The sequence below is a fragment of the Streptomyces sp. NPDC058576 genome, from assembly GCF_042718715.1.
Lineage (GTDB): Bacteria > Actinomycetota > Actinomycetes > Streptomycetales > Streptomycetaceae > Streptomyces.
This window is the reverse complement of record NZ_JBHXPF010000013.1, coordinates 1-22,838: the sequence shown is the minus strand read 5'-3', so window position 1 is coordinate 22,838 and position 22,838 is coordinate 1. Positions and strand designations below refer to the sequence as shown.

11 protein-coding genes are annotated in these 22,838 nt (G+C 72.5%); 8 read left to right on the top strand and 3 right to left on the bottom strand.

Translation table 11 applies throughout. The features are described 5' to 3' along the window. The first annotated feature begins 138 nt into the window (after window positions 1-138). The 7 genes from ACFWRV_RS12560 (at window position 139) to ACFWRV_RS12530 (ending at window position 18,936) form a co-directional block, all read left to right on the top strand. Window positions 139-1,197, top strand: coding sequence for a FecCD family ABC transporter permease (locus tag ACFWRV_RS12560; protein ID WP_384332446.1), 1,059 nt, complete (start codon window positions 139-141; stop codon window positions 1,195-1,197). A 17-nt stretch (window positions 1,198-1,214) separates the two neighbouring features. Next, entirely contained in the window at window positions 1,215-2,303 is a 1,089-nt protein-coding gene (locus ACFWRV_RS12555) for a FecCD family ABC transporter permease (RefSeq protein ID WP_384332443.1), read from the top strand. Between the two features lie 37 nt (window positions 2,304-2,340). Beyond that, window positions 2,341-3,183 (top strand): ABC transporter ATP-binding protein, encoded by an 843-nt coding sequence (locus tag ACFWRV_RS12550; RefSeq protein WP_384332441.1) that lies wholly within the window; start codon window positions 2,341-2,343, stop codon window positions 3,181-3,183. Window positions 3,184-3,357: 174 nt separating this feature from the next. Beyond that, window positions 3,358-4,410: an iron-siderophore ABC transporter substrate-binding protein gene (locus ACFWRV_RS12545; RefSeq protein ID WP_384332438.1), complete on the top strand. Its 1,053-nt coding sequence runs from the start codon at window positions 3,358-3,360 to the stop codon at window positions 4,408-4,410. A 46-nt stretch (window positions 4,411-4,456) separates the two neighbouring features. Then, complete coding sequence (locus tag ACFWRV_RS12540) at window positions 4,457-6,244, top strand: ABC transporter ATP-binding protein (RefSeq protein WP_384332435.1); 1,788 nt, start codon at window positions 4,457-4,459, stop codon at window positions 6,242-6,244. Between the two features lie 57 nt (window positions 6,245-6,301). Continuing rightward, window positions 6,302-17,230, top strand: coding sequence for an amino acid adenylation domain-containing protein (locus ACFWRV_RS12535; protein ID WP_384332432.1), 10,929 nt, complete (start codon window positions 6,302-6,304; stop codon window positions 17,228-17,230). Between the two features lie 5 nt (window positions 17,231-17,235). After that, window positions 17,236-18,936 (top strand): ABC transporter ATP-binding protein, encoded by a 1,701-nt coding sequence (locus ACFWRV_RS12530; RefSeq protein WP_384332429.1) that lies wholly within the window; start codon window positions 17,236-17,238, stop codon window positions 18,934-18,936. Between the two features lie 69 nt (window positions 18,937-19,005). Here ACFWRV_RS12530 and ACFWRV_RS12525 read toward each other — a convergent pair whose 3' ends face one another. From ACFWRV_RS12525 to ACFWRV_RS12515, 3 genes are read right to left on the bottom strand one after another with little or no spacing between them, the layout of a single operon-like run. Continuing rightward, window positions 19,006-20,115: an alpha/beta hydrolase-fold protein gene (locus ACFWRV_RS12525; protein ID WP_384332426.1), complete on the bottom strand. Its 1,110-nt coding sequence runs from the start codon at window positions 20,113-20,115 to the stop codon at window positions 19,006-19,008. Between the two features lie 56 nt (window positions 20,116-20,171). Beyond that, window positions 20,172-20,699 (bottom strand): DinB family protein, encoded by a 528-nt coding sequence (locus ACFWRV_RS12520; protein ID WP_384332423.1) that lies wholly within the window; start codon window positions 20,697-20,699, stop codon window positions 20,172-20,174. A gap of 42 nt (window positions 20,700-20,741) precedes the next feature. Next, entirely contained in the window at window positions 20,742-21,164 is a 423-nt protein-coding gene (locus ACFWRV_RS12515; RefSeq protein WP_384332420.1) for a MarR family winged helix-turn-helix transcriptional regulator, read from the bottom strand. A gap of 212 nt (window positions 21,165-21,376) precedes the next feature. Between ACFWRV_RS12515 and eno the strand changes: the two genes are divergently transcribed. After that, on the top strand, window positions 21,377-22,678 hold the full coding sequence (gene eno / locus ACFWRV_RS12510; protein ID WP_384332417.1) for a phosphopyruvate hydratase: 1,302 nt from the start codon (window positions 21,377-21,379) through the stop codon (window positions 22,676-22,678). Window positions 22,679-22,838 lie beyond the last annotated feature (160 nt).

The window sequence follows — 22,838 nt, the reverse complement described above, 5'->3', positions numbered from 1 at the left end:
GGGGGGCGGCCTCGGGCGCCGGGGGCGGGGGCGCCAAGCACCCCCGCCCCGCGCTGGTCGGCGCCGCCCGCCCCGCCCAAGCCCCCTCGGCCCGGGCCGCCCGCGACCGGTCCGATCAAAGGGATATCGTTCGTCGACATGATCACCACCGCAGTGGAGCGTCCCGCGCCAGGGGGGACGTCGGACACCCGCAGACGCCGGGTCATGGGGCTGGGAATCCTCACGGTGGCCCTGGTGCTCGCGGCGACGGTGTCCCTGGCCGTCGGGGCGCGCGCGCTGAGCCCCGGCGAGGTCTGGCACGGGCTGTTCGCGGAGCCCGAGCCCGACCAGAAGCTCACCGAGATCCGGCTCATCGTCCAGACCGTGCGCGTGCCCCGGACGGTCCTCGCGATCGTGGCGGGCCTGGCACTGGGGGTCGGCGGGGCGCTGATCCAGGGGTACACCCGCAACCCCATCGCCGACACCGGGCTGCTGGGGGTGAACGCCGGCGCCTCCTTCGCCGTGGTGTCGGTCATCGCCGTGTTCGGGCTCACCAATCCTTTCCAGTACGTCTGGTTCGCCTTCGTCGGCGCGGGCATCGCCGGCGTCGTGGTCTTCGGCCTGGCGAGCATCGGCAGGGGCGCGGGCAACCCGCTGACCCTCGCCCTGGCCGGGCAGGGCGTCACCGTGTTCCTCGCGGCGATGACCACCGCGGTGGCGCTCTCCGACAAGGAGTCGCTGAACGCGCTGCGGTTCTGGAACGCGGGATCCGTCGCCGGTGTCGGCTTCGACGTCATCTGGCCGGTCACGGGGTTCATCGCCGTCGGACTGGTCCTGGCCCTGATCACGCTGCCCGCCCTCAATCTCCTCAACCTGGGCGACGACGTGGCACGGGGACTGGGAGTGAACATCGCGGTGAGCCGGACCATCGGCATCGTCGCCGTCACCCTGCTGGCCGGGGCCGCCACCGCGGCCTGCGGCCCCATCGCCTTCCTCGGGCTCATGGTCGCCCACGTGGCCCGCTATCTGACCGGCCCCGACTACCGCTGGCTGGTGCCGTACGCGGGTCTGCTCGGCTCCGGTGTGCTGCTGGTCTGCGACATCGTGGGCCGGGTCGTCGTGCGGCCGGGCGAGTTGGAATCGGGTGTCGTGGTCGCCCTCCTCGGGGCCCCCTTCTTCGCGGTCCTGGTGTGGCGAGGGAAGTTCAAGAGCGCATGAGGAGAGTGAAGGAGCGCATGAACGGGACCGACGTGACCGAAGTGACCGACGTGCCCGGAGTGAGGGCGTCGATGCCGCCGGGCGTGCGGCTCGGTCGGATGTCGTTCGTCTGGCGGCCCTGGCTCGTCCTGGTCACGCTCGTCCTCGCGGCGGCGTCCTTCCTGGTCTTCTGCCTCTCCATCAGTGTCGGGGACTTCCCCATCGGCCTCTCCCGGGTGATCGCCACCATCCTCGGCCAGGGCGAACAGGTCGACGAGTTCGTGGTCATGGACCTCCGGATGCCCCGGGCGCTGGCCGGCCTCGTCGTCGGCATCGCCCTGGGCGTCTCCGGGGCGATCACCCAGTCCGTGGCGCGCAACCCGCTCGCCAGTCCGGACATCCTGGGGATCACCGCCGGAGCCGGCGCCGTCGCGGTGTTCCTGGTGACGACGACGGGCGGGACCGCCGCGGCGATCGCCGGCTCGGTCGGGCTGCCCGCCGCGGCCCTCCTGGGCGGTCTCGGCACGGGGCTGCTGGTCTACTTCCTCGCCTGGCGGCGCGGCGTCGACGGCTTCCGGCTCATCCTCATCGGCATCTCGGCGACCGCCATGATGCAGGCGATCACGACCTGGCTGCTGGTCTCGGCCGACATCCGGGACGTGGCGCGCGCCCAGGTATGGCTGGTCGGATCCCTGGACAACCGGTCATGGGACGAGGTCCGGGTGGCGTTCTGGTGCACCCTCGTCCTGCTGGCCGTCGTGGCGACCATGGTCTTCCCGTTCAAACCGATGCACCTCGGCGACGACGTGGCCGCCGGGCTGGGCGTACGGTTCGGCCGGGTGAGGGCCGTCCTGCTGCTCTGCGCGGTCCTGCTGGCCGCCGTGGGGGTGAGCGCGGCGGGACCGGTCCCGTTCGTCGCGCTGGTGGCCCCGCAGGTGGCGATGCGGCTGGCGCGGTGGCCCACGCCACCGTTGGTCGCCTCCGGCCTGGTGGGCGCGCTGCTGCTGATCGGCTCCGACCTGATCGCCCGCGCCGCGCTGCCGATCGGGCTGCCGGTGGGCGTGGTCACCGCCGTGATCGGCGGCCCGTTCCTCGTGTATCTGCTGGTACGGGCCAACCTCCGGTAGATGGTAGAAGTAAGGCTGACCTCAACAAGGGGGGCTCGTGGCCGCTCAGTTCACCGCCAGTACCGAAGCCGGCGTCAAGGACGTCCCACGGCTGGCGGCCAGGGGCATCACCGTCGGGTACGGCGACCGGACGGTCATCGACCAGCTCGACGTGGCGATTCCGCCCGGGGTGATCACCACGATCATCGGCCCCAACGGCTGCGGCAAGTCCACCCTGTTGCGCACCCTGACCCGGCTGCTCAAACCGGCCGGCGGCACCGTCGTCCTGGACGGTGAGGACATCGGCAGGCTCCGGACCAAGGACGTGGCGAAGAAGCTCGGGCTGCTGCCGCAGGCTCCGGTCGCCCCCGAAGGGCTGACCGTCGCCGACCTCGTCGCCCGCGGACGCCACCCGCACCAGAGCTGGCTGCGGCAGTGGTCATCGGACGACGCCGACGTGGTGCGGCGCGCCCTGGCCATGACGGGAGTGGCGGACCTGGCCGACCGGCCCGTCGACTCGCTGTCCGGCGGTCAGCGCCAGCGCGTGTGGATATCGATGACCCTCGCCCAGGGCACCGATCTGCTGCTGCTGGACGAGCCGACCACCTACCTCGACCTCGCCCACGCGATCGACGTACTCGACCTGGTCGACGATCTCCACGAGTCGGGCTGCACCGTCGTCATGGTGCTGCACGATCTCAACCTGGCCACGCGCTACAGCGACAACCTCGTCGTCATGCGCGCGGGAGCCGTCCTGGCGCAGGGGCATCCCCGGGATGTGATCACCGCCGAGCTGCTGCACGAGGCGTTCGGACTGCGGGCCAAGGTGATCGACGACCCGGTGGGAGACCGGCCGTTGATCGTGCCGATTGGCCGGACGCACGCGCGGTCCGAATCGTAGCCGATGCCCGAACAGCAGAGCTGCTGTGAGGCTCTGACGATCCAGCAGGTGCAACTCGTCCTGACCGGTGGAAAGTTATTGGGTTAGGCTAGGCTGGCCTCACTTGGCCGGGGTACAGTCTGGCTGCCCTCCTACCGGGGCGCAGTGGACAGCGCGAAAGCAAGGGATTGACGGATGCTTCTCGATCGAACGACGCCCCTGAAGCCGTGGCAGAGACTGGCCGCGGTGGTGTCCGCTGCCACCCTCGGCGTCTCTCTCCTCGCGGGATGCGGCGACGACTCGGCGGACGAGACGACGAACGACGATGCCCCGGCCGCGGCCGAAGGCGCGTTCCCGGTCACCGTGGAGCACGCGTTCGGGTCCACCGAGGTCAAGAAGGCCCCCCAGCGGGTCGTCACCGTCGGCTACACCGACGACCAGGCCGTCCTGGCGTTCGGCACCAAGCCGGTCGGCATGGTCGACCAGTACCCGAACCCGGCCGGTCAGAGCCCCGACATCAACACGCAGTGGCCCTGGGTGAAGGACCAGTGGGGCGACACCCGCCCCGAGGTCGTCATGAAGAACGGGGACGCCGGCCCCAACTTCGAGAAGATCGCCTCGCTGCGCCCCGACCTGATCATCGCGGTCTACTCCGAGGTCGACAAGGCGGCCTACGAGAAGCTCTCCAAGATCGCCCCGACCGTGGGCCGCACCAAGGGCGAGAAGGAACTCTTCAGCGCCCCCTGGCAGGACAACGCGGTGCACATCGCCAAGGCGCTCGGCAAGGAGAAGGAGGGCGCCGAACTGGTCAAGGGCATCCAGGCCAAGCTGGACGCCGCCAAGAAGGCCAACCCCGACTTCGGCGGACAGAAGGCGGTCGCCCTGTCCTGGTACAAGGACTCCATCTCAGCCTTCGCCTCCACCGACGTGCGCGGCCGGCTCGTCACGGGCACCGGATTCACCTACCAGACCGAGATCGACAAGATCGCCGACGGTGGGTTCTCCGTCGAGCTCTCACCCGAGCGCATCGACCTGATCGACGTCGACCGCATCTTCGTCGTCAACGACAAGGCCGACACGGACGCGCTCAAGAAGTTCGAGCTGTTCGCCAACCTGCCGGCCGTCAAGAACGGCAAGGTCTCCTACCTGCTGGACAGCGAGGGCCCGGCGGTCGGCGCCGCGATGTCCCAGGGCACCCTGCTCTCCCTGCCGTACGCGATCGACGAACTCGTCGAGTCGGCCAAGTAGCGATGACGACCCGACGGCCCGTTCCCCGGCGAGACTCGGTTTGCGTGTGACTGTCACCGACACCCCCGTCGCCTCGACGACCCTGCGCACGGCGACCGGGGGCGAGGCCGCCCGCTGGGTGGCCGAGCACTGCCGGCGAGCCCCGTGGCTGACGGCCTCCACCATCCTCACCACGGTGGCCGGGGCCGCGCTCCAGGTGCTCCCGGTCCTGCTGCTCGGCCGGGTCGTCGACGGGGTCGTCGGGGGCGCGTCACGCTCGATACTCCTCACCGTCGGAGTGCTGATGGTGGCCGCCGCGCTGTTCGGCGCGGCGGCCACCGCGGCCTCCACCTTCCTGATCGGCAAGCTCGGGGCCGAACTGCTCGCGCGGCTCCGCGAGGAAGCCGTGCGCGCCGTACTGGGCATGCCCAGCGCACGCGTCGAGGAGGTCGGCCGGGGGGACGTGCTCTCCCGCGTCGGCGACGACGTGGCCGTGATCTCCAAGGGCATCCGGACGGCCATCCCCACCGTGTTCTCGGCGGGCGTCCTGGTCGTCATCGCGACGATCGGCATGTTCGGTCTCGACTGGCGGCTCGGCCTGGCCGGAGCCTGCGCCCTGCCCGCGTACGCGCTGGCGCTGCGCTGGTACCTGCCCCGCTCCGCGCCCCTCTACCGGCAGCAGCGGGTGGCCCAGGCCGACCGTGCCCAGGCGCTGATCAGCGGACTCAACGGCATCGACACGGTCCGGGCGTACCGCCTGGAGGGCGCCGTACGGGAGAAGGTCACCGACGAGTCATGGCGGGTGCGCAATCTCGGCATCGAGGTGTTCCGCTTCTTCGGCCGGTTCGTCGGCCGGGAGAACCGTGCCGAGTTCATCGGGCTCGTCCTCATCCTGGTCGTCGGTTACGCCCTGCTGGAGGCGGACGCCGCCACGCTGGGCGAAGTGTCCGCGGCCCCGCTGATGTTCCACCGCCTGTTCACCCCGCTGGGCGCCATCATGTTCACCTTCGACGAGGCGCAGAAGTCCGGCGCCGGCCTCACCCGCCTGGTCGGCGTGTTCTCGGAGCCCTCCGAGGAGCGCCTGGTGGGCGACGGCTCGGTCGCCGCGGCCGATGCCGCGCCGTACCCGGTCACGGTGCGGGACCTGACGTTCACCTATCCCGGGGCCGAGGAACCGGTCCTCATGGAGGTGTCCCTGTCCATCCCGGCCGGCGGTTCGCTCGCCCTGGTCGGGGCGACGGGCGCGGGCAAGTCGACCCTGGCCGCACTCATCGCCGGCATCGGGAGACCGCAGGCCGGATCGGTACGCATCGGCACGCACGACCTCGCGGGCATGGACGAGGCCGGGGCCCGCGCGCTGGTGAGCATCCTGACCCAGGAGACCCATGTGTTCTCCGGCCCGCTCGCCGACGACCTGCGGCTCGCCGCCCCCCTCGCGAGCGACGACGAACTCCATGACGCACTGCGCACGGTCGGCGCCGGGGAATGGGCCGGATCCCTGCCCGACGGCCTGAACACCCCGGTCGGCGAGGGCGGCGAACGCCTCGACGTGACCAAGGTCGCCCAGCTCGCCCTGGCCCGGCTGGTGCTCGGCCGGGCACCGGTCGTCGTGCTCGACGAGTCGACCGCGGAGGCGGGCAGCGAGGGCGCCGCCGAGCTGGAACGCGCCGTGCTGGCCGCCTGCTCCGGCCGCACCACCCTGTTCGTGGCCCACCGGCTGACCCAGGCGATGGCCGCGGACCGGATCGCCGTGCTCGACGCGGGACGGGTGGTGGAGGAGGGGACACACAGCGAACTGGTCGAGCTGGGAGGCCAGTACGCCCGACTGTGGCGCGCGTGGCGAGAGGGCAGTTAGTCGCACCCGGCCGACGGCCGGTCAACTCGCACACCTCGAAAGGATGCTGAGACTTCGATGTCGGAACCGAGCGCTTCTCGCATACTGCTTTCCCCCACTCGGCTGGCTGCCGTGCGTCGGCGGATCGGCGACTACAGCGATCGGACCGTCGTCGAGGCCTGCGCCGTCGGGCTCGCGTACTGGGCGACCGGCGCGGGCCCCGACGGCATGGACCTCACCCCCGCCACCCCCTTCCCCGACCTCCTCGGATGGGTCGACAACGGCACGAGCGGCGTCGGAGGGTGGGAGACCGACACACAGACCCTCGGCATCACCGTGCCGCCCGGCGTCGACCCTGCCGACGCACAGAGGACGCTGGACGACCTCGCCGACTTCCCGGACCGGCCTCTCGGCGCCATCGGCCCGTCCGACCCCCGGACCCGGGCCGAGGAGCTGGCTCGCTGGAACGACACCCGGGCCGACCGGCCCCGTCCGACCGTCATGGAGATGTTCCGCGAGCAGGCGCGCCTGCGGCCGGACGCCGTCGCGATCGTCGACGAGCACCGATGCCTGACCTACCGCGAAGTAGCGTTGCTGTCCGCTCAGTTGGCTCACCACCTGATCGACCGCGGCCTCGCACCCGAACAGGTCGTCGGCATCTCCCTCGGCCGCTCGGCCGAGATGGTCGTCGGCCTCCTCGCCGTGCTCCAGGCCAAGGGCGCGTTCGTCCCGCTCGACCCCCAGTGGCCCGCCGCCCGCCGGTCCGTCGTCGCCGAGGACGCCCGGATCGTGCTCCAGCTCAACTCCACGGGCAGGGCGGACGCCGGGGAACCGGACGCCGTCGCCGTCGACCTCGGGGACTGGACGTACGACGACCGTCCGGCGGACGCGCCCGACGCGGCCGTCCCCGGCGACTCCCTCGCCTATGTCATCTTCACGTCCGGGTCCACCGGACGCCCCAAGGGCGCGATGATCCGGCACGAGGCGATCAGCGAGCGCCTGCTCTGGCAGTCCCGCGAGATCCTCCGCTTCGGCCACGACGACGCCTCGCTCTTCAAGGCCCCGCTCTCCTTCGACATCTCCGTCAACGAGATCTTCCTGCCGCTCGTCACCGGCGGCCGCCTCGTCATCCTGCGGCCCGGCGGCGAACGCGACCCGCACCACCTCCTCGGCGTCATCGCCGAACAGCGGGTCACCTTCACCTACCTCGTGTCGTCCATGCTGGACGTCCTCCTGGAGATCGTGGGCGACTCCGGCCGCCTCGACAGCCTGCGGCACGTCTGGTGCGGCGGCGAGGTCCTGACCCCGGAGCTGTACGAACGGTTCCGCGCCCGCCTCGACATCCCGCTGTACCACGGCTACGGCCCCGCCGAGACGACCATAGGCGTCTCCCACGTCATCTACCGGGGAGCCGCGACACGCCTGTCGACCTCGATCGGCCGGGCCAACCCCAACACCCAGCTCTACGTCCTCGACCGCGAACTGCGCCCCGTGCCGGTCGGCGTCGGCGGCGAACTGTACGTCGGCGGACTCCTGTTGGGGCGCGGTTACGTGGGCGCGCCCGGGCTCACCGCCTCCCGCTTCGTCGCCAACCCCTTCGCCACCGACGGATCCCGGCTGTACCGCACCGGCGACCTCGCGCGGTACGCCCCGGACGGGTCGCTGGACTTCCTCGGCCGCGCCGACAACCAGATCAAGATCCGGGGCATGCGGCTGGAGATCGAGGACGTCGAGGCCGGCCTCGCCGAACACCCCGGCGTACGGCACACCTGCGTCGTCGCGAAGAAGAACACGGCGGGCGGCACCTACCTGGTCGGCTACGTCATCCCGTCCGGCGGCGACCAGGACCTCCGCGCCGACGACGTCAAGGCGTGGGCCGCCGCCCACATGGTCGCGTACATGGTGCCCGCCCAGCTGGTCGTGCTGCCGCGGTTCCCGCTCACCGCGAACGGCAAGATCGACCGGAACGCGCTGCCCGAACCCACCGTGGGCGCAGGACCCCTCCAGGCGCCCGCCACGGAGAACGAGCGCCTGGTGTGCGAGGCCGTCGCGGCGGTGCTGCGACGGGACGACGTCGGCGCGGACCAGGACTTCTTCCAGCTCGGCGGGGACAGCATCCTGGCGATCTCCCTGCTCAGCGCCCTGCGCGAGGTCGGCCTCCATGTGAGCGCACGCCAGATCTTCACCCACACCGTCGTCGGAGCGCTGGCGGCGGTGGCGAGCCGTGAGCCCGCCGCCGCCGTCGACCACGGCGACGTGGCGACCGGCGCCGTCGTCGGATCGCCCATCGTGCAGTGGCTCGGCGAGACCACGGACGCGATCGACGGCTTCGTGCAGTCGGTCGTCCTCACCACCCCGGCGGACCTGACCGCCGACGCCCTCGACGACCTCCTCACCGCCGTGCTCACCCGGCACGACATGCTCCGCGCCGAGCTGGTGCGCGGCGAGCGCTGGGGCTTCGACATCCCCGCGGCCGGTGCGCACGCCCGCTGCTGGGAGCGGAGCGACGCCCCGCCGGAGGACTGCGTCGCCCTCGCGACCGCCGCACTCGACCCGGACCAGGGCATCATGCTGCGTGCCGTCTGGCGCCAGGCGGCCCGCCAACTCGTCCTGGTCGCCCACCACGTGGTCATCGACGGCGTCTCCTGGCGCATCCTGATGGACGACCTGGCCACCGCCTGGCGGCAGCACTCCTCGGGAGAACCCGTCGAACTGCCGACGGTGGGAACGTCGTTCAGGCGCTGGACCCAGTTGCTGGGCCGCGCCCCGTTCGCAGCTGACCGTGCGCACTACGCCACCCCGCTGCCGGCGGCCGACATGCCGATCGGCCGGCGGGACCTCACCGCGGCCGACACCGTGGAGCGCGAACGGACCCGGACCGTCTCCGTGGACCCCGCGACCACGGCCGCGCTGCTCGGCGAGATCCCCGCCAAGTTCCACGCGGGCGTCAACGACGTCCTGCTGACCGCCCTCGCCGTCGCCCTCGCCCGCCGGCGACGCGACCGGGGGCAGGACCAGACGTTCGCCCACATCGAGCTGGAAGGACACGGCCGAGAAAGCCGCTTCGTCGCGGGCGCGGCCGGCTTCGAACCCGAACTGTCCCGTACCGTCGGCTGGTTCACCACCCTCTTCCCGGTCACCGTGGACCCCGGCACGGCGAGTGACCTCACCGCGCCCGGCTACCTCGCCGCCGCCCTCAAGGCGGTCAAGGAGGACCTCGCCCGCGTACCGGCGGGCGGCCTCTCCTACGGCGCCCTGCGCTATCTGACCGGCGACGGGCCGACCGGTGACCCCGCACCCCAGGTGCTCTTCAACTACCTGGGACGCTTCGAAGCGGGCGGCTCGGGCGACTGGCGGCTCGCCGGAGCCACCGGGCAGCTGGGCGAGAAGCGCGATCCCCGCATGCGGCTGCCGCGCGCCCTGGAGTTCAACGCGATCGCCGAACCCGACGCGAGCGGCGCGTACGTACTGGTCACCACCATCTCCTGGCCCGAGGGCGTGTTCACCGAGGACGACATCACGATCCTCGGCGACCACTTCCGCTCCGCCCTCACCGCACTCGCCGCGCTCGACGAGGGCGGACACACCCCCAGCGACTTCCCGCTGGTGCCGCTGGCCCAGGCCGACGTCGACGCCCTGGACGGCCCGGCGCTGCGCGACATCCTGCCGCTGACCCCGCTGCAGGAGGGCCTCTACTTCCACTCCGTCTTCGACGACGACGCCACGGGCAGCTATGTCGAGCAGCAGCTGCTGACACTGGACGGCGACGTGGACGCCGAGCGGCTGGCGGCGGCGGCCGACCGGCTGCTCGCCCTCTACCCCAACCTCGCCGCCCGCTTCACGGCCCTCGCGGACGGGCGGGTCGTCTCCGTCGTCGAGAGCGGCAGGCGCGCACCCTTCACCACCCTGGCCGGGCCCGCGCGCACCGACGAGGAGATCCGCGACCTCGCCGAGCGGGACCGCCGGGCCGGGTTCGACCTCGCTGCCGGCCCCCTGATGCGCTACACGCTCATCCGCGCGGAAGGGGGCCGCTCGGTCCTCGTGCAGACCGTGCACCACATCATCGCGGACGGCTGGTCGGTGCCGCCGATGCTCCGCACCCTGCTGGCCGAGTACCACGCGCCGGGATCGGTGTACGCCCTCGGCGGCTACCGCGACTACGTGGACTGGCTCGCCGGACGCGACCAGGACGAGAGCGACCGGGTGTGGCGTGAGGAGCTCGCCGGTCTGCCCGGCCCCTCCCTGGTCGCCGAGGGCCACACCCCCTCGACACGGTTCGCCGACGTCACGGCGGAGCCCGCCGAGGACATCGCCGTGGCCGCCCGCTCCGCGGGAGTGTCCCTGAGCGTGGCCGTGCACAGCGCGTGGGCGGCCACCCTCGGTGGCCTCCTGCGGAGCAGGGACGTCGTCTTCGGCTCCACCGTCTCCGGACGGGACGCCGATGTTCCCGGCATCCGCGACATGGTGGGTCTCTTCATCAACACCATTCCGGTGCGCGCCCGTTGGTCCGCCACCGACACCGCCTACGATCTGCTCGACGCCGTGAAGCGGCACCAGGGCGCGGTGCTGGCGCACCAGCACGTCTCGCTGGCCCGGATCGGGCGGCTGAGCGGCACGGGCACCCTCTTCGACACCCTGGTGGTCTTCGACGTCGCCACCGACGTGGACGCCCTGCGCGGACCGGACGACACGCTCGTCATCACCGACATCGTCAACGAGGGTGCTCCGCACTACCCGTTGACGCTCGTCGTCGAGCGCGCGCGGGACGGCCGAGCGCGCTTCCATCTCATCTACGACGGCGAACTCCTGCGCCCGGCGGACGCCGAGGCGATCCTCGCCACCTTCACCCGGACCCTCACCGAACTGCTCGGCCGGCCGGACGCCCGGGTCGACGCACTGCTCCCCGCCACGGGCAGCGCCCCGGCACGGACGGCCCCGTCGACCCTGGGCCGGCTGTTCGACACCGCCGCACTCCGCGACCCGGCGGCCACCGCCGTCACCCAGTGCGCGCTGGACGGCACCACCCGTTCCCTCACCTACGGCGAACTGGCCTCGGAGAAAGAGTCGTTGGCGGCCGCCCTGTGTGCGGCCGGGGTCGGGCCCGGGCAGCGGGTCGCCGTCGCCGTCCCGCGCTCCCTGGAACAGGTCGTCGCCCTGATCGCCGTCGTCACCGCCGGAGGCGCGTACGTACCGCTGGACCTGGCGTACCCGGACGAGCGGCTGGAGTACATCCTCGCCGACGCCGCCCCCCAGGTCGTCCTCGTGGACCGGGAGCAGCGCGACCGCTTCACCCGGCTGCTTCGGAGGACGGGCGTGAGCGCCCGGGTCCTCGTCCAGGGCGACGAACACCCGCGGGCCACCGGCCTCCCCGACGTCCGTCCGGGAGACCCGGCGTACGTGATCTACACCTCCGGCTCCACCGGCCGCCCCAAGGGCGTCGTCGTCCCGCACGCCGCGGTGGCGAGGCTCCTCGCCAACACCCGGCCGGACATGGACTTCGGCCCGGACGACGTGTGGGTCCAGTTCCACTCCTTCTCGTTCGACTTCGCCGTCTGGGAGCTGTGGGGCGCACTCGCGCACGGAGGAGAACTGCTCATACCGGAGTACGGGCTGACCCGTTCACCGGTCGACTTCCACCGACTGGTCCGGGAACGCGGCGTCACCGTGCTCAACCAGACCCCGTCCGCCTTCCACCGGTTCATCGAAGCCGACCTGCACGCCGACGAGCCGGTCACCGCACTGCGCCGCGTCGTCTTCGGCGGCGAGGCGCTCGACCTCGGGCGACTGCGCGGCTGGGTCGAGCGGCACGGGGTGACGTCGCCCGAGCTGGTGAACATGTACGGCATCACCGAGACCACCGTCCACGTCACCCACCGGGTGCTGACGGAGGAGGACGTCGCCTGCGGCGACGACACCAGCCCCATCGGCGCACCTATCCCCGGCCTGAGTGTCCATCTGCTCGACGACCGGCTGCGGCCGGTGCCGCCGGGCCGGGTGGGCGCGATCTACGTCGCGGGCGACCAGCTGTCCCTCGGCTACCTCGGCCGCCCCGGGCTCACCGCCGGGCGCTTCGTGGCGAACCCGTTCACGGCCGACGGCTCCCGGATGTACCACACGGGCGACCTCGCCCGCCGGACGCTCGACGGTGAGCTGCGGTTCGTTGGCCGCGCCGACGACCAGGTACAGCTCAAGGGATTCCGTATCGAGCCGGGAGAGGTGGAGGGAACGGTGAGGGAGGTGCCGGGCGTCGTCGACGTGGCCGTCACCGTGGCGGACAGCGGCGACCACCTCGTCGCCCACGTCGTCGGGGAGCCGCCCGCCGACCTGACCGCTCTGCTCTCCGCCAAGCTCCCCCCGCACATGGTGCCGGGCCGGGTCCTGCCGATCGACGCACTGCCGCTGACGGTCAACGGAAAGCTGGACCGCAAGGCCCTCACCGAGCGGGCCGCCCGAACCGCACAGCCGGACGTCGTACCGCGGCAGGCCCCGCCGGACGCCGACGGCTCCGCGCTCACTGCCCTGACCCGCATCTTCGCCGAGACCCTGCCCGGCGCCACCGTGGACGCCGACACCGACTTCTTCGGCGCCGGGGGCGACAGCATCGTCGCCATCACCGTGATCAACCGCGCCCGGGCGCTCGGCCTGCCGATCGCACCCCGGGACGTGTTCCTGTTCAAGACCCCCCGCGCCCTCGCAGGCCACCTCGCGACGCGCACCCCGGCACCCGCGCCGACGACGCCCGCCCGCGGCGAGGACGGCCCCCTGCCCCTCACCCCGATCATCCTGCGCCAACGCGAACTGGGCGGCTCGCTCACGCGGTTCGCCCAGGCCAGGACCCTCACCGTCCCCGAAGGCACCGGCATCGCGGACATCCGGCGCGCCGCCGACACGGTCGTGGCCGCACACCCGGCCCTGCGCCTGCGCCTGCGCATCGAGCACGGCGTCTGGTCCCTGCGCACCGAACCGCCCCGCGGGGCCACCGTCGTCGGCGAGCACACCACCGACGCGACCGCCGCCGCGAACGAGGCGGCCGGGCGGCTCGACCCCACCACCGGGGACGTCATCGCCTTCTCCTGGCTCGCGGCGAGCAGCACCCTGGTCGTCACCGTCCACCACATCGCCGTGGACGCGGTGTCCTGGCTCGTCCTCCTCGACGACCTGACCACCGCCCTGAGCGGGGCGGCCCTGCCGCCGCCGACCACCTCCTACGCCGCGTACGCGGAAGCGCTCGCCGTACGGTCCGCCGAAGCGACCGAAAGCCTCGGCCACTGGATCACCACCCTCCACGCCCCGGCGCTGCTGCCCACGGTCCAGGGCCTCCGGGAGCGGACCGTCGTCCTGCCGCCCGAGGTCAGCGACCGGGTGACGCGAACCGCGCCGGCCGCGCTCGGGCTGGGCCTCACCGAGCTGCTCTGCGGAGCCCTGCGCACCGCCCTGACCGGGATCCAGCCCGCCCCCACCGACCTCGCCGTCGAACTGGAGCGCCACGGCCGGGTCCCGGCGCGGGACGACCACGACTACTCCCGTACCGTCGGCTGGTTCACCTCCATCGCCCCCGTACGCCTGACCGCCCACACCGACCCCGTCGCCGCGGCCCGCGAGGTCGCCGAACGCCAGCCGGACGAGGACGGGCACATCGCCTACGGCCGGCTCAGGCACCTCAACCCGCAGACGGCCCCGCTGCTGACCGCCCGGCCGCAGGTCCTCTTCAACTACCTGGGCCGGGGCGGCGAATCGGAAGCCCTGCGGATCACCGGCGACGACCAGGTCACCAGCCCGTACGCCGTCGAGGTCAACGCCTGGACCGACGGGACCACCGGCTCCCTCCACGCGGCCTTCACCCTCGCCGACGGCATCCCCGACGCGATCACCGGCCACTGGCTGACCGCCCTGGAACAGATCGCGGACGCGTCCGCGACAGCCGAGCGCACCGCACCGGTCACCCCCCTCCAGCGCGGCCTCTACTTCCAGGCCCAGCTGGCGGGCGCGGGGGCTGCGGGCCAGGCCGGGCACTACGTCGCGCAGAGCTGGTTCACCTTCGACCGACGTCTGGACACCGCCGCGCTGGAGGAGGCGATGGCGTGCGTGATCGCCCGCCACCCCGTCGTCGGCGCGGGCTTCACCACCGACGACGACGGAAACCCCGTCCAGGTCCTCAAGGCGGGCCGGCGCGTCACCGTCCGCACCGTCGACCTGACCACCGAAGCCGAGGCCGAAGCCCTGCGCACCCGGGACCGCGAGCGCGGCTTCGACCCGGGGGAGCCGCCACTCGTCCGGATGACCGTGGTGCGCACGCCCGACGGCGGCGACGGCCTGCTGCTCAGCTACCACCTGCTGCTCTGGGACGGCTGGTCCCGCGAGATCCTGCTGCGCGACCTGTTCGACGCGTACGAAGCCGTCCTCGCGGGCGAGCCGTGGGACGCCACCCCGGCCGCGCCCGGCTTCGAGGAGTACGCCCGGACGCTCGCCGCCAAGGACCCGGCCGTCGCGGAGCGCTTCTGGGCGGAGCACCTGGCGGGCCTGCCGGGACCCACGCTGCTCGCCGGACCGGCCCCCGACCTCGTCGAGGAACTGCCGCGGCCGCTCGTGCACACCCTGTCCGCCGAACTCTCGGAGCTGCTGCGCGAAGCGGCCCGGGACCGCGGCGTCACCCTGAACTCGGTGCTGACCGGCGCCTTCGGCCTCTTCCTCGGAGCCCGGACCGGACGCGCCGACGCCGTGTTCGGCGTCACCGTCTCGGGACGCGAGGGCGAAGGGCACGGCGACATCGTCGGCGTCCTCCTCAACACCGTGCCCCTGTGGACGCGGGCCAGGCCCGACGATCCGGTCGACGCGTATCTGGCCTCCGTGCAGGCGGCGCGCGTGGCCGCGATGGAACACGAGCACCTGGGGCTCGGGGAGATCCAGCGGGCCGGCGGACACGACACCCTGTTCGACAACCTGTTCGTGCTGCAGAACTTCCTGGACCTGGACGCCTTCGCCGAGATGAACGCCCGCCACGGCATCACCTCGGTGCAGGCCGACGACTCCACCCACTACCCCTACACCTGGGTCGTCACGCCCGGCGACCGTCTCACGGTCAAGCTGGAGCACCGCCACGGCGACGCCGACAGCGCCCGCCGGCTCCTGGCGGACTATCTGCGCGTCCTGGAGGACCTGGCCCGGGCCACCGGTCCCGTTGGTGCGCTGCCCGGCCTGGGGCCGGACCCCGCACCCACCGCGCGCACCGAGGTCGGCACCGACACCGTCGTCGACCGCTTCGACCTCGCGGCCGACCGGGACCCGGAGCGGATCGCCCTCGTAGCGGGCGGCGCGACGATGACCTTCGCCGAGCTCCGGGACCGCAGCCGGGCCGTGGCGGGCGTGCTCGCCGCGCGCGGCATCGGGCCCGAGACGACGGTGGGTCTGGCGATCCCGCGCTCCCTCGACTGGATCGCCGCGCTGTTCGCGGTGCTGCGCGTCGGTGCCGCGTACGTCCCCCTGGAGCTGGACCATCCCGACGAGCGGATCGCGGGGATCGTCGAGGACGCCCGGCCCGAGGTGATCCTCACCGTGAGCACCGTCTCGCCCCGGCTCACCGGCGAACTCATCGAGCTGGACCGCCCGTTGCCCGAGGCCGAACCGTACAGCACCTTCGCGCCGGACGACCCGGACCGCCTGCGCCACCCCGCGTACACCATCTACACCTCCGGCTCCACCGGGAAGCCCAAGGGCGTGGTGACCGAATACGCCGGACTCACCAACATGCTGATCAACCATCAGCGCCGGATCTTCGAGCCGGTCCTCGCCCACCACGGCCACCGGACCTTCCGCATCGCCCACACCGTGTCCTTCGCGTTCGACATGTCGTGGGAGGAGCTGCTCTGGCTCGCCGACGGCCATGAAGTCCACATCTGCGACGAGGAGTTGCGCCGCGACGCACCCCGTCTGGCCGCGTACTGCGTCGAGCACGGCATCGACGTCATCAACGTGACGCCCACCTATGCCCAGCAGCTGGTGGCCGAGGGGCTGCTGCGGGACCCGGACCGGCGGCCCGCACTGGTGCTGCTGGGCGGCGAGGCCGTCACCCCGACGCTGTGGCAGCGGCTCGCGGAGACCGAGGGCACCGTCGGCTACAACCTGTACGGGCCCACCGAGTACACCATCAACACCCTCGGCGTCGGCACCTTCGAGTGCCAGGACCCGGTCGTCGGCGTGGCCATCGACAACACCGAGGTGTACGTCCTGGACCCGTGGCTGCGACCGCTGCCCGACGGGGTCCCCGGCGAGCTGTACGTGGCGGGCGTCGGCATCGCCCGCGGCTACCTGGGCCGGAGCGCCCAGACCGCCCACCGTTTCGTCGCCTGCCCCTTCGGCGCGCCCGGGGAGCGCATGTACCGCACCGGGGACCTGGTGATCAGCCGCCCCGACGGGAACATCGCCTACCTGGGCCGCACCGACCAGCAGGTCAAGATCCGCGGCCACCGGGTCGAACTCGGCGAGGTGGAGGCCGTGTTCGCCGCGCATCCGGCGGTCCGTTTCGTCGCCGCCGTCGCCCAGCCCGACCCGGGGGTCGACGGCGCGTACCGGCTGGCCGCCTATCTCGTCCTCGCGGACTCCGCCGACCTCGCGCAGGTCGCCGACGAGGTGGGCGCCGGGCTGCCCGACTTCCTGCGCCCGACGCACTTCGCCCAGGTCGACAGCATCCCGCTGACCGTGAACGGGAAGGCCGACACCAAGGCGCTGCCGGAGGCCAGGCCGCTCGGCGCGCTGACCACGGCGGGCGAGCGCGGCCCGGAGACCGAGACCGAGAGCGTCGTCTGCGCGTTCTACGCCGAGGCGCTCGACCTCGACGACGACGAGGTCAGCGCGGTCGGCGACTTCGTGTCCCTCGGCGGGCACTCCATGCTGGCGGTGCGGCTGATCGGGCTGCTCCGCCGCGAGTACGGTCCTGTCATCACCATCCGCGATCTGTTCACCCTGCGAACCCCCGAAGCGATTGCCCGCCACCTCGATGAGAACTCCTGACCCTGATGAAGACTCCTGACACCGAGCGGCCCCGCCCGGGGACCGCCATCCTGCGGACGGCACTGCGCCGCAACATCGGCGCCATGATCGCGGGCACCGTCCTGATGGGCCTGTACCAGGCGGCGGAGACCGCGTTCCCCATCGCGCTCGGACTCATCGTCGAGCACACGATGCAGGACCGCAGCCTCGGCTCGCTCGGCGTCTCGATCGGCTCGCTGGCCGTGATCATCACGACGGTGTCCCTGTCGTGGCGGTTCGGCATGCGCGTGCTGCAGAAGGCCAACACCACCGAAGCGCACCGCTGGCGGGTACAGGTGGCCGCCTGCGGCCTCCAGCCCGTGGCCAGGGACGTGGACCTCAAGTCCGGCGAGATCCTGACCATCGCCACCGAGGACGCCGACCAGACCGCCGACATCATCGAGGTGGTGCCGCTGCTGATCAGCTCCCTGGTCGCCGTCGTGGTCGCGGCCGTCGCGCTGAGCCTCGCCGACCTGCGGCTCGGTCTGCTGGTGATGGTGGGAACCGTCGCGATCCTGTCGGTCCTCGCCGTGATGTCCAAGCGGATCGGGGCCAGTACGCAGGAACAGCAGGCCCGGGTGGCCCGGGCGGGCGCCAAGGTCGCCGACCTGATCATCGGGCTGCGCCCGCTGCACGGCTTCGGCGGCAACCACGCCGCCTTCGGCGCCTACCGCGGGGTCAGCACGGACGCGAAGCGGCAGGCGATCACCGTCGCCCGGGTGAACGGCGCCTACGCGGGCACCGCGCTGGCCCTCAACGCGGGCCTCGCCGCGGCCGTCTCCCTGACCGCCGGCTGGCTGGCGTTCGAGGGCCGCATCACCATCGGGGAACTCGTCATGGCCGTGGGCCTCGCGCAGTTCATCATGGAACCGCTCAAGATGTTCTCCGAGATGCCCAAGTACGTGATGATGGCCCGCGCTTCGGCCGAGCGCATGTCGCTGGTGCTGGCCGCACCCCCTGTGACGAAACCGCGGCCGGAGCGCCCCGGGCCCGACGGAGCGCTGGAAGTCGACGGCGTACACCACGGGACTCTCCAAGGGGTCAAGTTCACGGTGGCGGCCGGTGAGTTCGTGGCGATCGCGGCCTATCAGCCGCGCGCGGCGGCCGACCTCGCCTCCGTCCTCGCGGTGAACGTCGCCCCCCACGCGTACGGGGGAGTGGTGCGGGTCGGCGGCCGGGAGATCGGTGACCTGTCGATCGAGGCGGTCCGCGAACACCTGCTGGTGAACCCGTACGACGGGGAGATCTTCGCCGGCACCCTCCGGACGAACATCGACCCGTCCGGCAGCGGCCGGGAGATCGCGGAGGCCGTCGAGGCGTCCATGCTCACCGACGTCGTCGCCCTCCACCGCGAGGGGCTCGATCACGTCGTACGCGACCGGGGCGCGAACCTCTCCGGTGGACAGCGCCAACGACTCTCCCTGGCGCGCGCGTTGGCCGCCGACACGGAGATGCTCGTCCTGCACGACCCGACCACGGCCGTCGACGCGGTCACCGAACAGCTCATCGCGCGCAACGTCGCGAAGCTGCGTCGGGGCCGCACGACGCTCGTGCTGACCAGCAGCCCGGCGCTCCTGGACGCGGCGGACCGGGTGCTGGTCCTGGACGGGGGCGTCATCACCGCCGAGGACACCCACCGCAACCTCCTCGCCGGCGACGAGGCGTACTGCCTGGCCGTCGCGAGGTGAACAGCCCACCCGTTCCCGGGACGTCCGCCCGGACCTCCCGGGAACGGGATCCCGCCGACCGGGAACCCCTCAGCCGAGAGCCCAGCCGACATCCCTGAGCAGGGCGTGCCGCCAGCCCGCCCGGTCGTGGCCCGAAGCCGAACGCGACACCTGTACCGTCGCACCGGACCGCTCGGTCAGCGTCTCCACCAGCTCGCAGTGGGGCAGCATCGAGCGCTCGTGCTCCCCCACGTCGAACGCGCACCGCAGCCGAGAGAGGTCGGCGCCCCGGCGCAGCCGCTCGGCGATCGCGCCGCCGGCCGGCCCGCCCAGCGGATCCGGCAGGTCCGCGGCGCCGGGCGCCCACCAGAAGGACCCCGACTGACAGGCGACCCGCGAGACCAGCTCCGGGAACTCCAGTGCCGCGTACAGGGCGCTGAGCCCGCCCAGACTCTGCCCGGCGACCACCAGCCGCTCCGGATCGGCCGGCGCGCCCGACTCGCCCACCAGCGGCAGAAGTTCGTCCCGGACCGCCTCCCACAGCTCGGGCCGGCAGGCGAACTCGGCCTCCCGGTCCCTGGCCGGCAGGAAGACGAGGGTGACCGGCGGCAGGTCACCCGCGACGACGGCCGCGTCGAAGGCGGTCATGGCCGGGTGCAGATACAGCCAGTCGTCCCCGTCGAGCAGCAGCACCACCGGTCCGCCGCCGCCCACCGGGTGGACGCGCACGGTACGCCGCCCGCCGAGCCGGTCGCTGCTCCAGCGGATCCGGGTCTGGGGGAGGGGCAGCACGGCGTCCGCGCCGAGGGCGGGCCAGTGCGGCTGGGGCGGGGCGTCCGGCGTCGCGACGACGGACCGGTCGGCCCCGGCGCCGACCGGGTTGAACGGATCCGCGTGGGCCTCGCCCCCCACCAGGAAGCGGTAGGTCACCCGCAGCCGTGCGGGCGCGGTCACCTCGGCGTACCAGCAGTCGGTGTCCTCCCAGCGCCGCAACGGCACGGGCGGCGACCAGCTCTCGAAGTCGAGCACGGCCTCGGAGCCGCGCCACAGGAAGAGGGTCCGCCAGCCGCCGTCGGCGGGAACCGAAACGGGCGTCCGCGCCGCCGCCCAGAACGCGTGGGCGCCGGGGCGGCCCGGAAGACCGAAGGCGGCGAAGGGGCTCTCGCCGTCGGCCACGAGGCCTTGGTGGGAAGCGGTCATAAGGGGACCCTAACCCAAAGCCCCCGAAGGGTAGTTGGCGACGCCCAGGTCCCCGGTCAGCCGGCCGACGCCGCGCGCAACATCCGCAGCTGCCCGATCTCCGCCACGTTCTTCATCAGCTCGGCGTTCACCCACGCGGCCATGTGCGCGACGGTGTGGTCAGGTCCGTGCTCCCAGGGGAGCGGGGCGGCGGCGTCGAGGGCCGCGTCGTCCAGGCCTTCCAGCACCCCCAGCCACTCCTCCCGGAGCTCTCGCAACCAGCCGATGGCCTTGTGGGCGTCCCCGGGCCACGCGACATCCGCCCGGTCCAGGGGCTTCCGGCCCAGCGTGTGCTCGATGGTCGTGCTCCACCACCAGCCGATGTGCCAGCTGAGCCAGCCGATCGTCGGCACCGGAACGGGATCGGGCTCCGTCTCCGCCCAGTCCGGCATCCAGCGTCCGTCGGCCTGTCGGTGCACCGTCCAGCACAGCGGCGTCGGCTGCCACAGGAAGTCCTCGGTGTCGAGCCGCTCAAGGTGGTACTCGAACAGCGACCAGGTCAGATCGAACTGCCGGCGCAGAAGGTCACATCGCGAAGCGTTCACCGGGTGACCCTGACACACCCCTCCGCCCCGGCACAGCCGATTTCAAAGTGCGGCGAGCCGCTCCATCAGGGCGACGCTGTGCGCCAGCATCTCCTGTTCCTCTGCACTGAGTTCGAGGTCGATGGCCCGGGCGAGCCAGTCGGCCCGGCGGTCGCGCTCCGCCTCGAGCGCCGCCCGCCCCACCTCGGAGAGGTCCACCAGGGACTTGCGGCCGTCCGTCGGGTGCGACCGGCGGACGACGAGGCCCTGGTCCATGAGGAGCCCGACCGCGCGGGCCATCGACTGGGGTCGCACGCGCTGGTCCGCCGCGAGGTCGCTGGTGGTCATGGCCCCGTCCCGGTCCAGGACGCCCAGAACGGCGACCTGGCCGTGCGGGATCCGGTCCTCCTGCTTCACGCGCCGCGCGAGCTTGCCCATGGCGGTGCGCAGATCGGCGGCGACGGCGGCGGGTTCCGGGGTGGGCATAAGGCACTTTAACCCGCGGTGGTGAGCACGTCCGCGCAGGTGGTCGGCGTATACGGTCCCCGGTAAAACTGGACAGCACAACTGCACAGTCAGGCTAAACAGCAAAACTGTCCAGCTAATCTGAACAGCATTGCTGTAGAGTTGCCATGTCGCGGCTCGCGCCGGCGCTGTCGCACCAGTGCCGCGGCATGTGACTACGCAAAGGACCTCGCATGGCCCACAAGGCAGCTGAGCCCACCGCCATCCAGTCCGTCACCGCCCGCCGGATCATCGACAGCCGGGGCAACCCCACCGTCGAGGCCGACGTCCGCCTCGCGGACGGGTCCCTCGGGCGCGCCGCCGTCCCGTCCGGCGCCTCCACCGGTGCGCGGGAGGCCGTGGAGCTGCGCGACGGGGACGCCGGGCAGTGGCACGGCAAGGGGGTCGACCGTGCGGTCGCCCACGTCAACGGGGAGATCGCGGCCGCGGTCGTGGGCCGCGACGCGGACGACCAGGCGGGCCTGGACGCGGCGCTCGTCGCGCTCGACGGCACGCCCGGCAAGTCCCGGCTCGGGGCGAACGCGATCCTCGGGGTCTCGCTCGCCGCCGCGAAGGCCGCCGCTGCCGCCCACCGCCAGCCCCTCTACCGCTATCTCGGCGGCGCCGACGCCCGCCTGCTCCCGCTGCCGATGATGAACATCATCAACGGCGGAGCGCACGCCGACAATCCGCTGGACTTCCAGGAGTTCATGATCGCTCCGGTGGGTGCGAAGACCTTCGCCGAAGCCGTCCGCATGGGCTCCGAGATCTTTCACACCCTGCGCCGCGACCTGCTGGCCGCCGGACACGCCACGGGCGTCGGCGACGAAGGCGGCTTCGCCCCCGCGCTGCGCACGGCCGAGGAGGCGCTCGACTTCGTCCTGAGCGCCGTCGAACGCAGCGGATACCGCCCCGGCGAGGACATCGGCCTGATCATGGACCCGGCATCGTCGGAGTTCTTCCACGACGGTGTCTACGTGTACGCGGGGGAGGGTGTACGCCGCACGCCCTCCGAACAGGCCGACTACCTGGCCAAGCTGATCGACGCGTACCCGATCGTCTCCATCGAGGACCCGATGGCCGAGGACGACCTGGACGGCTGGCGCGAGTTGACCGCCCGGGTCGGCCACCGCTGCCAGCTCACCGGCGACGACGTGTTCTGCACCGACGAGGCACAGGTGCGCGAGGGCATCCGTACCGGCGTCGGCAACTCGGTCCTGGTGAAGGTCAATCAGATCGGCACCCTGACCGAGGCCCTCGCCACGGTCGCCACCGCCCGTCGTGCGGGCTGGAGCGCCGTGATGTCCCACCGCTCCGGCGAGACCGAGGACACCACGATCGCGGACCTGGCGGTGGCGACGGGCTGCGGTCAGATCAAGACCGGCTCGCTGTCGCGTTCCGACCGCACGGCCAAGTACAACCAACTCATACGGATCGAGGAAGAGTTGGGCACGTCGGCGCAGTACGCGGGCGGGGCGCTGCTGTCCCGCTCCTGACCGCCGGGCAGCCCCGGGCCTGCCGTCCACGGAACGCGGAACGGGCGGCTCCCGGTGGACCGTTACGTGCACCCGGGGCCCCCCCCCCGTCGCGGCCGGCCCGGGCGGGGCGCCCGGCCCCCGGCCCGCCCACCCCCCCCCGGGGACCCGGGCCCGGGCC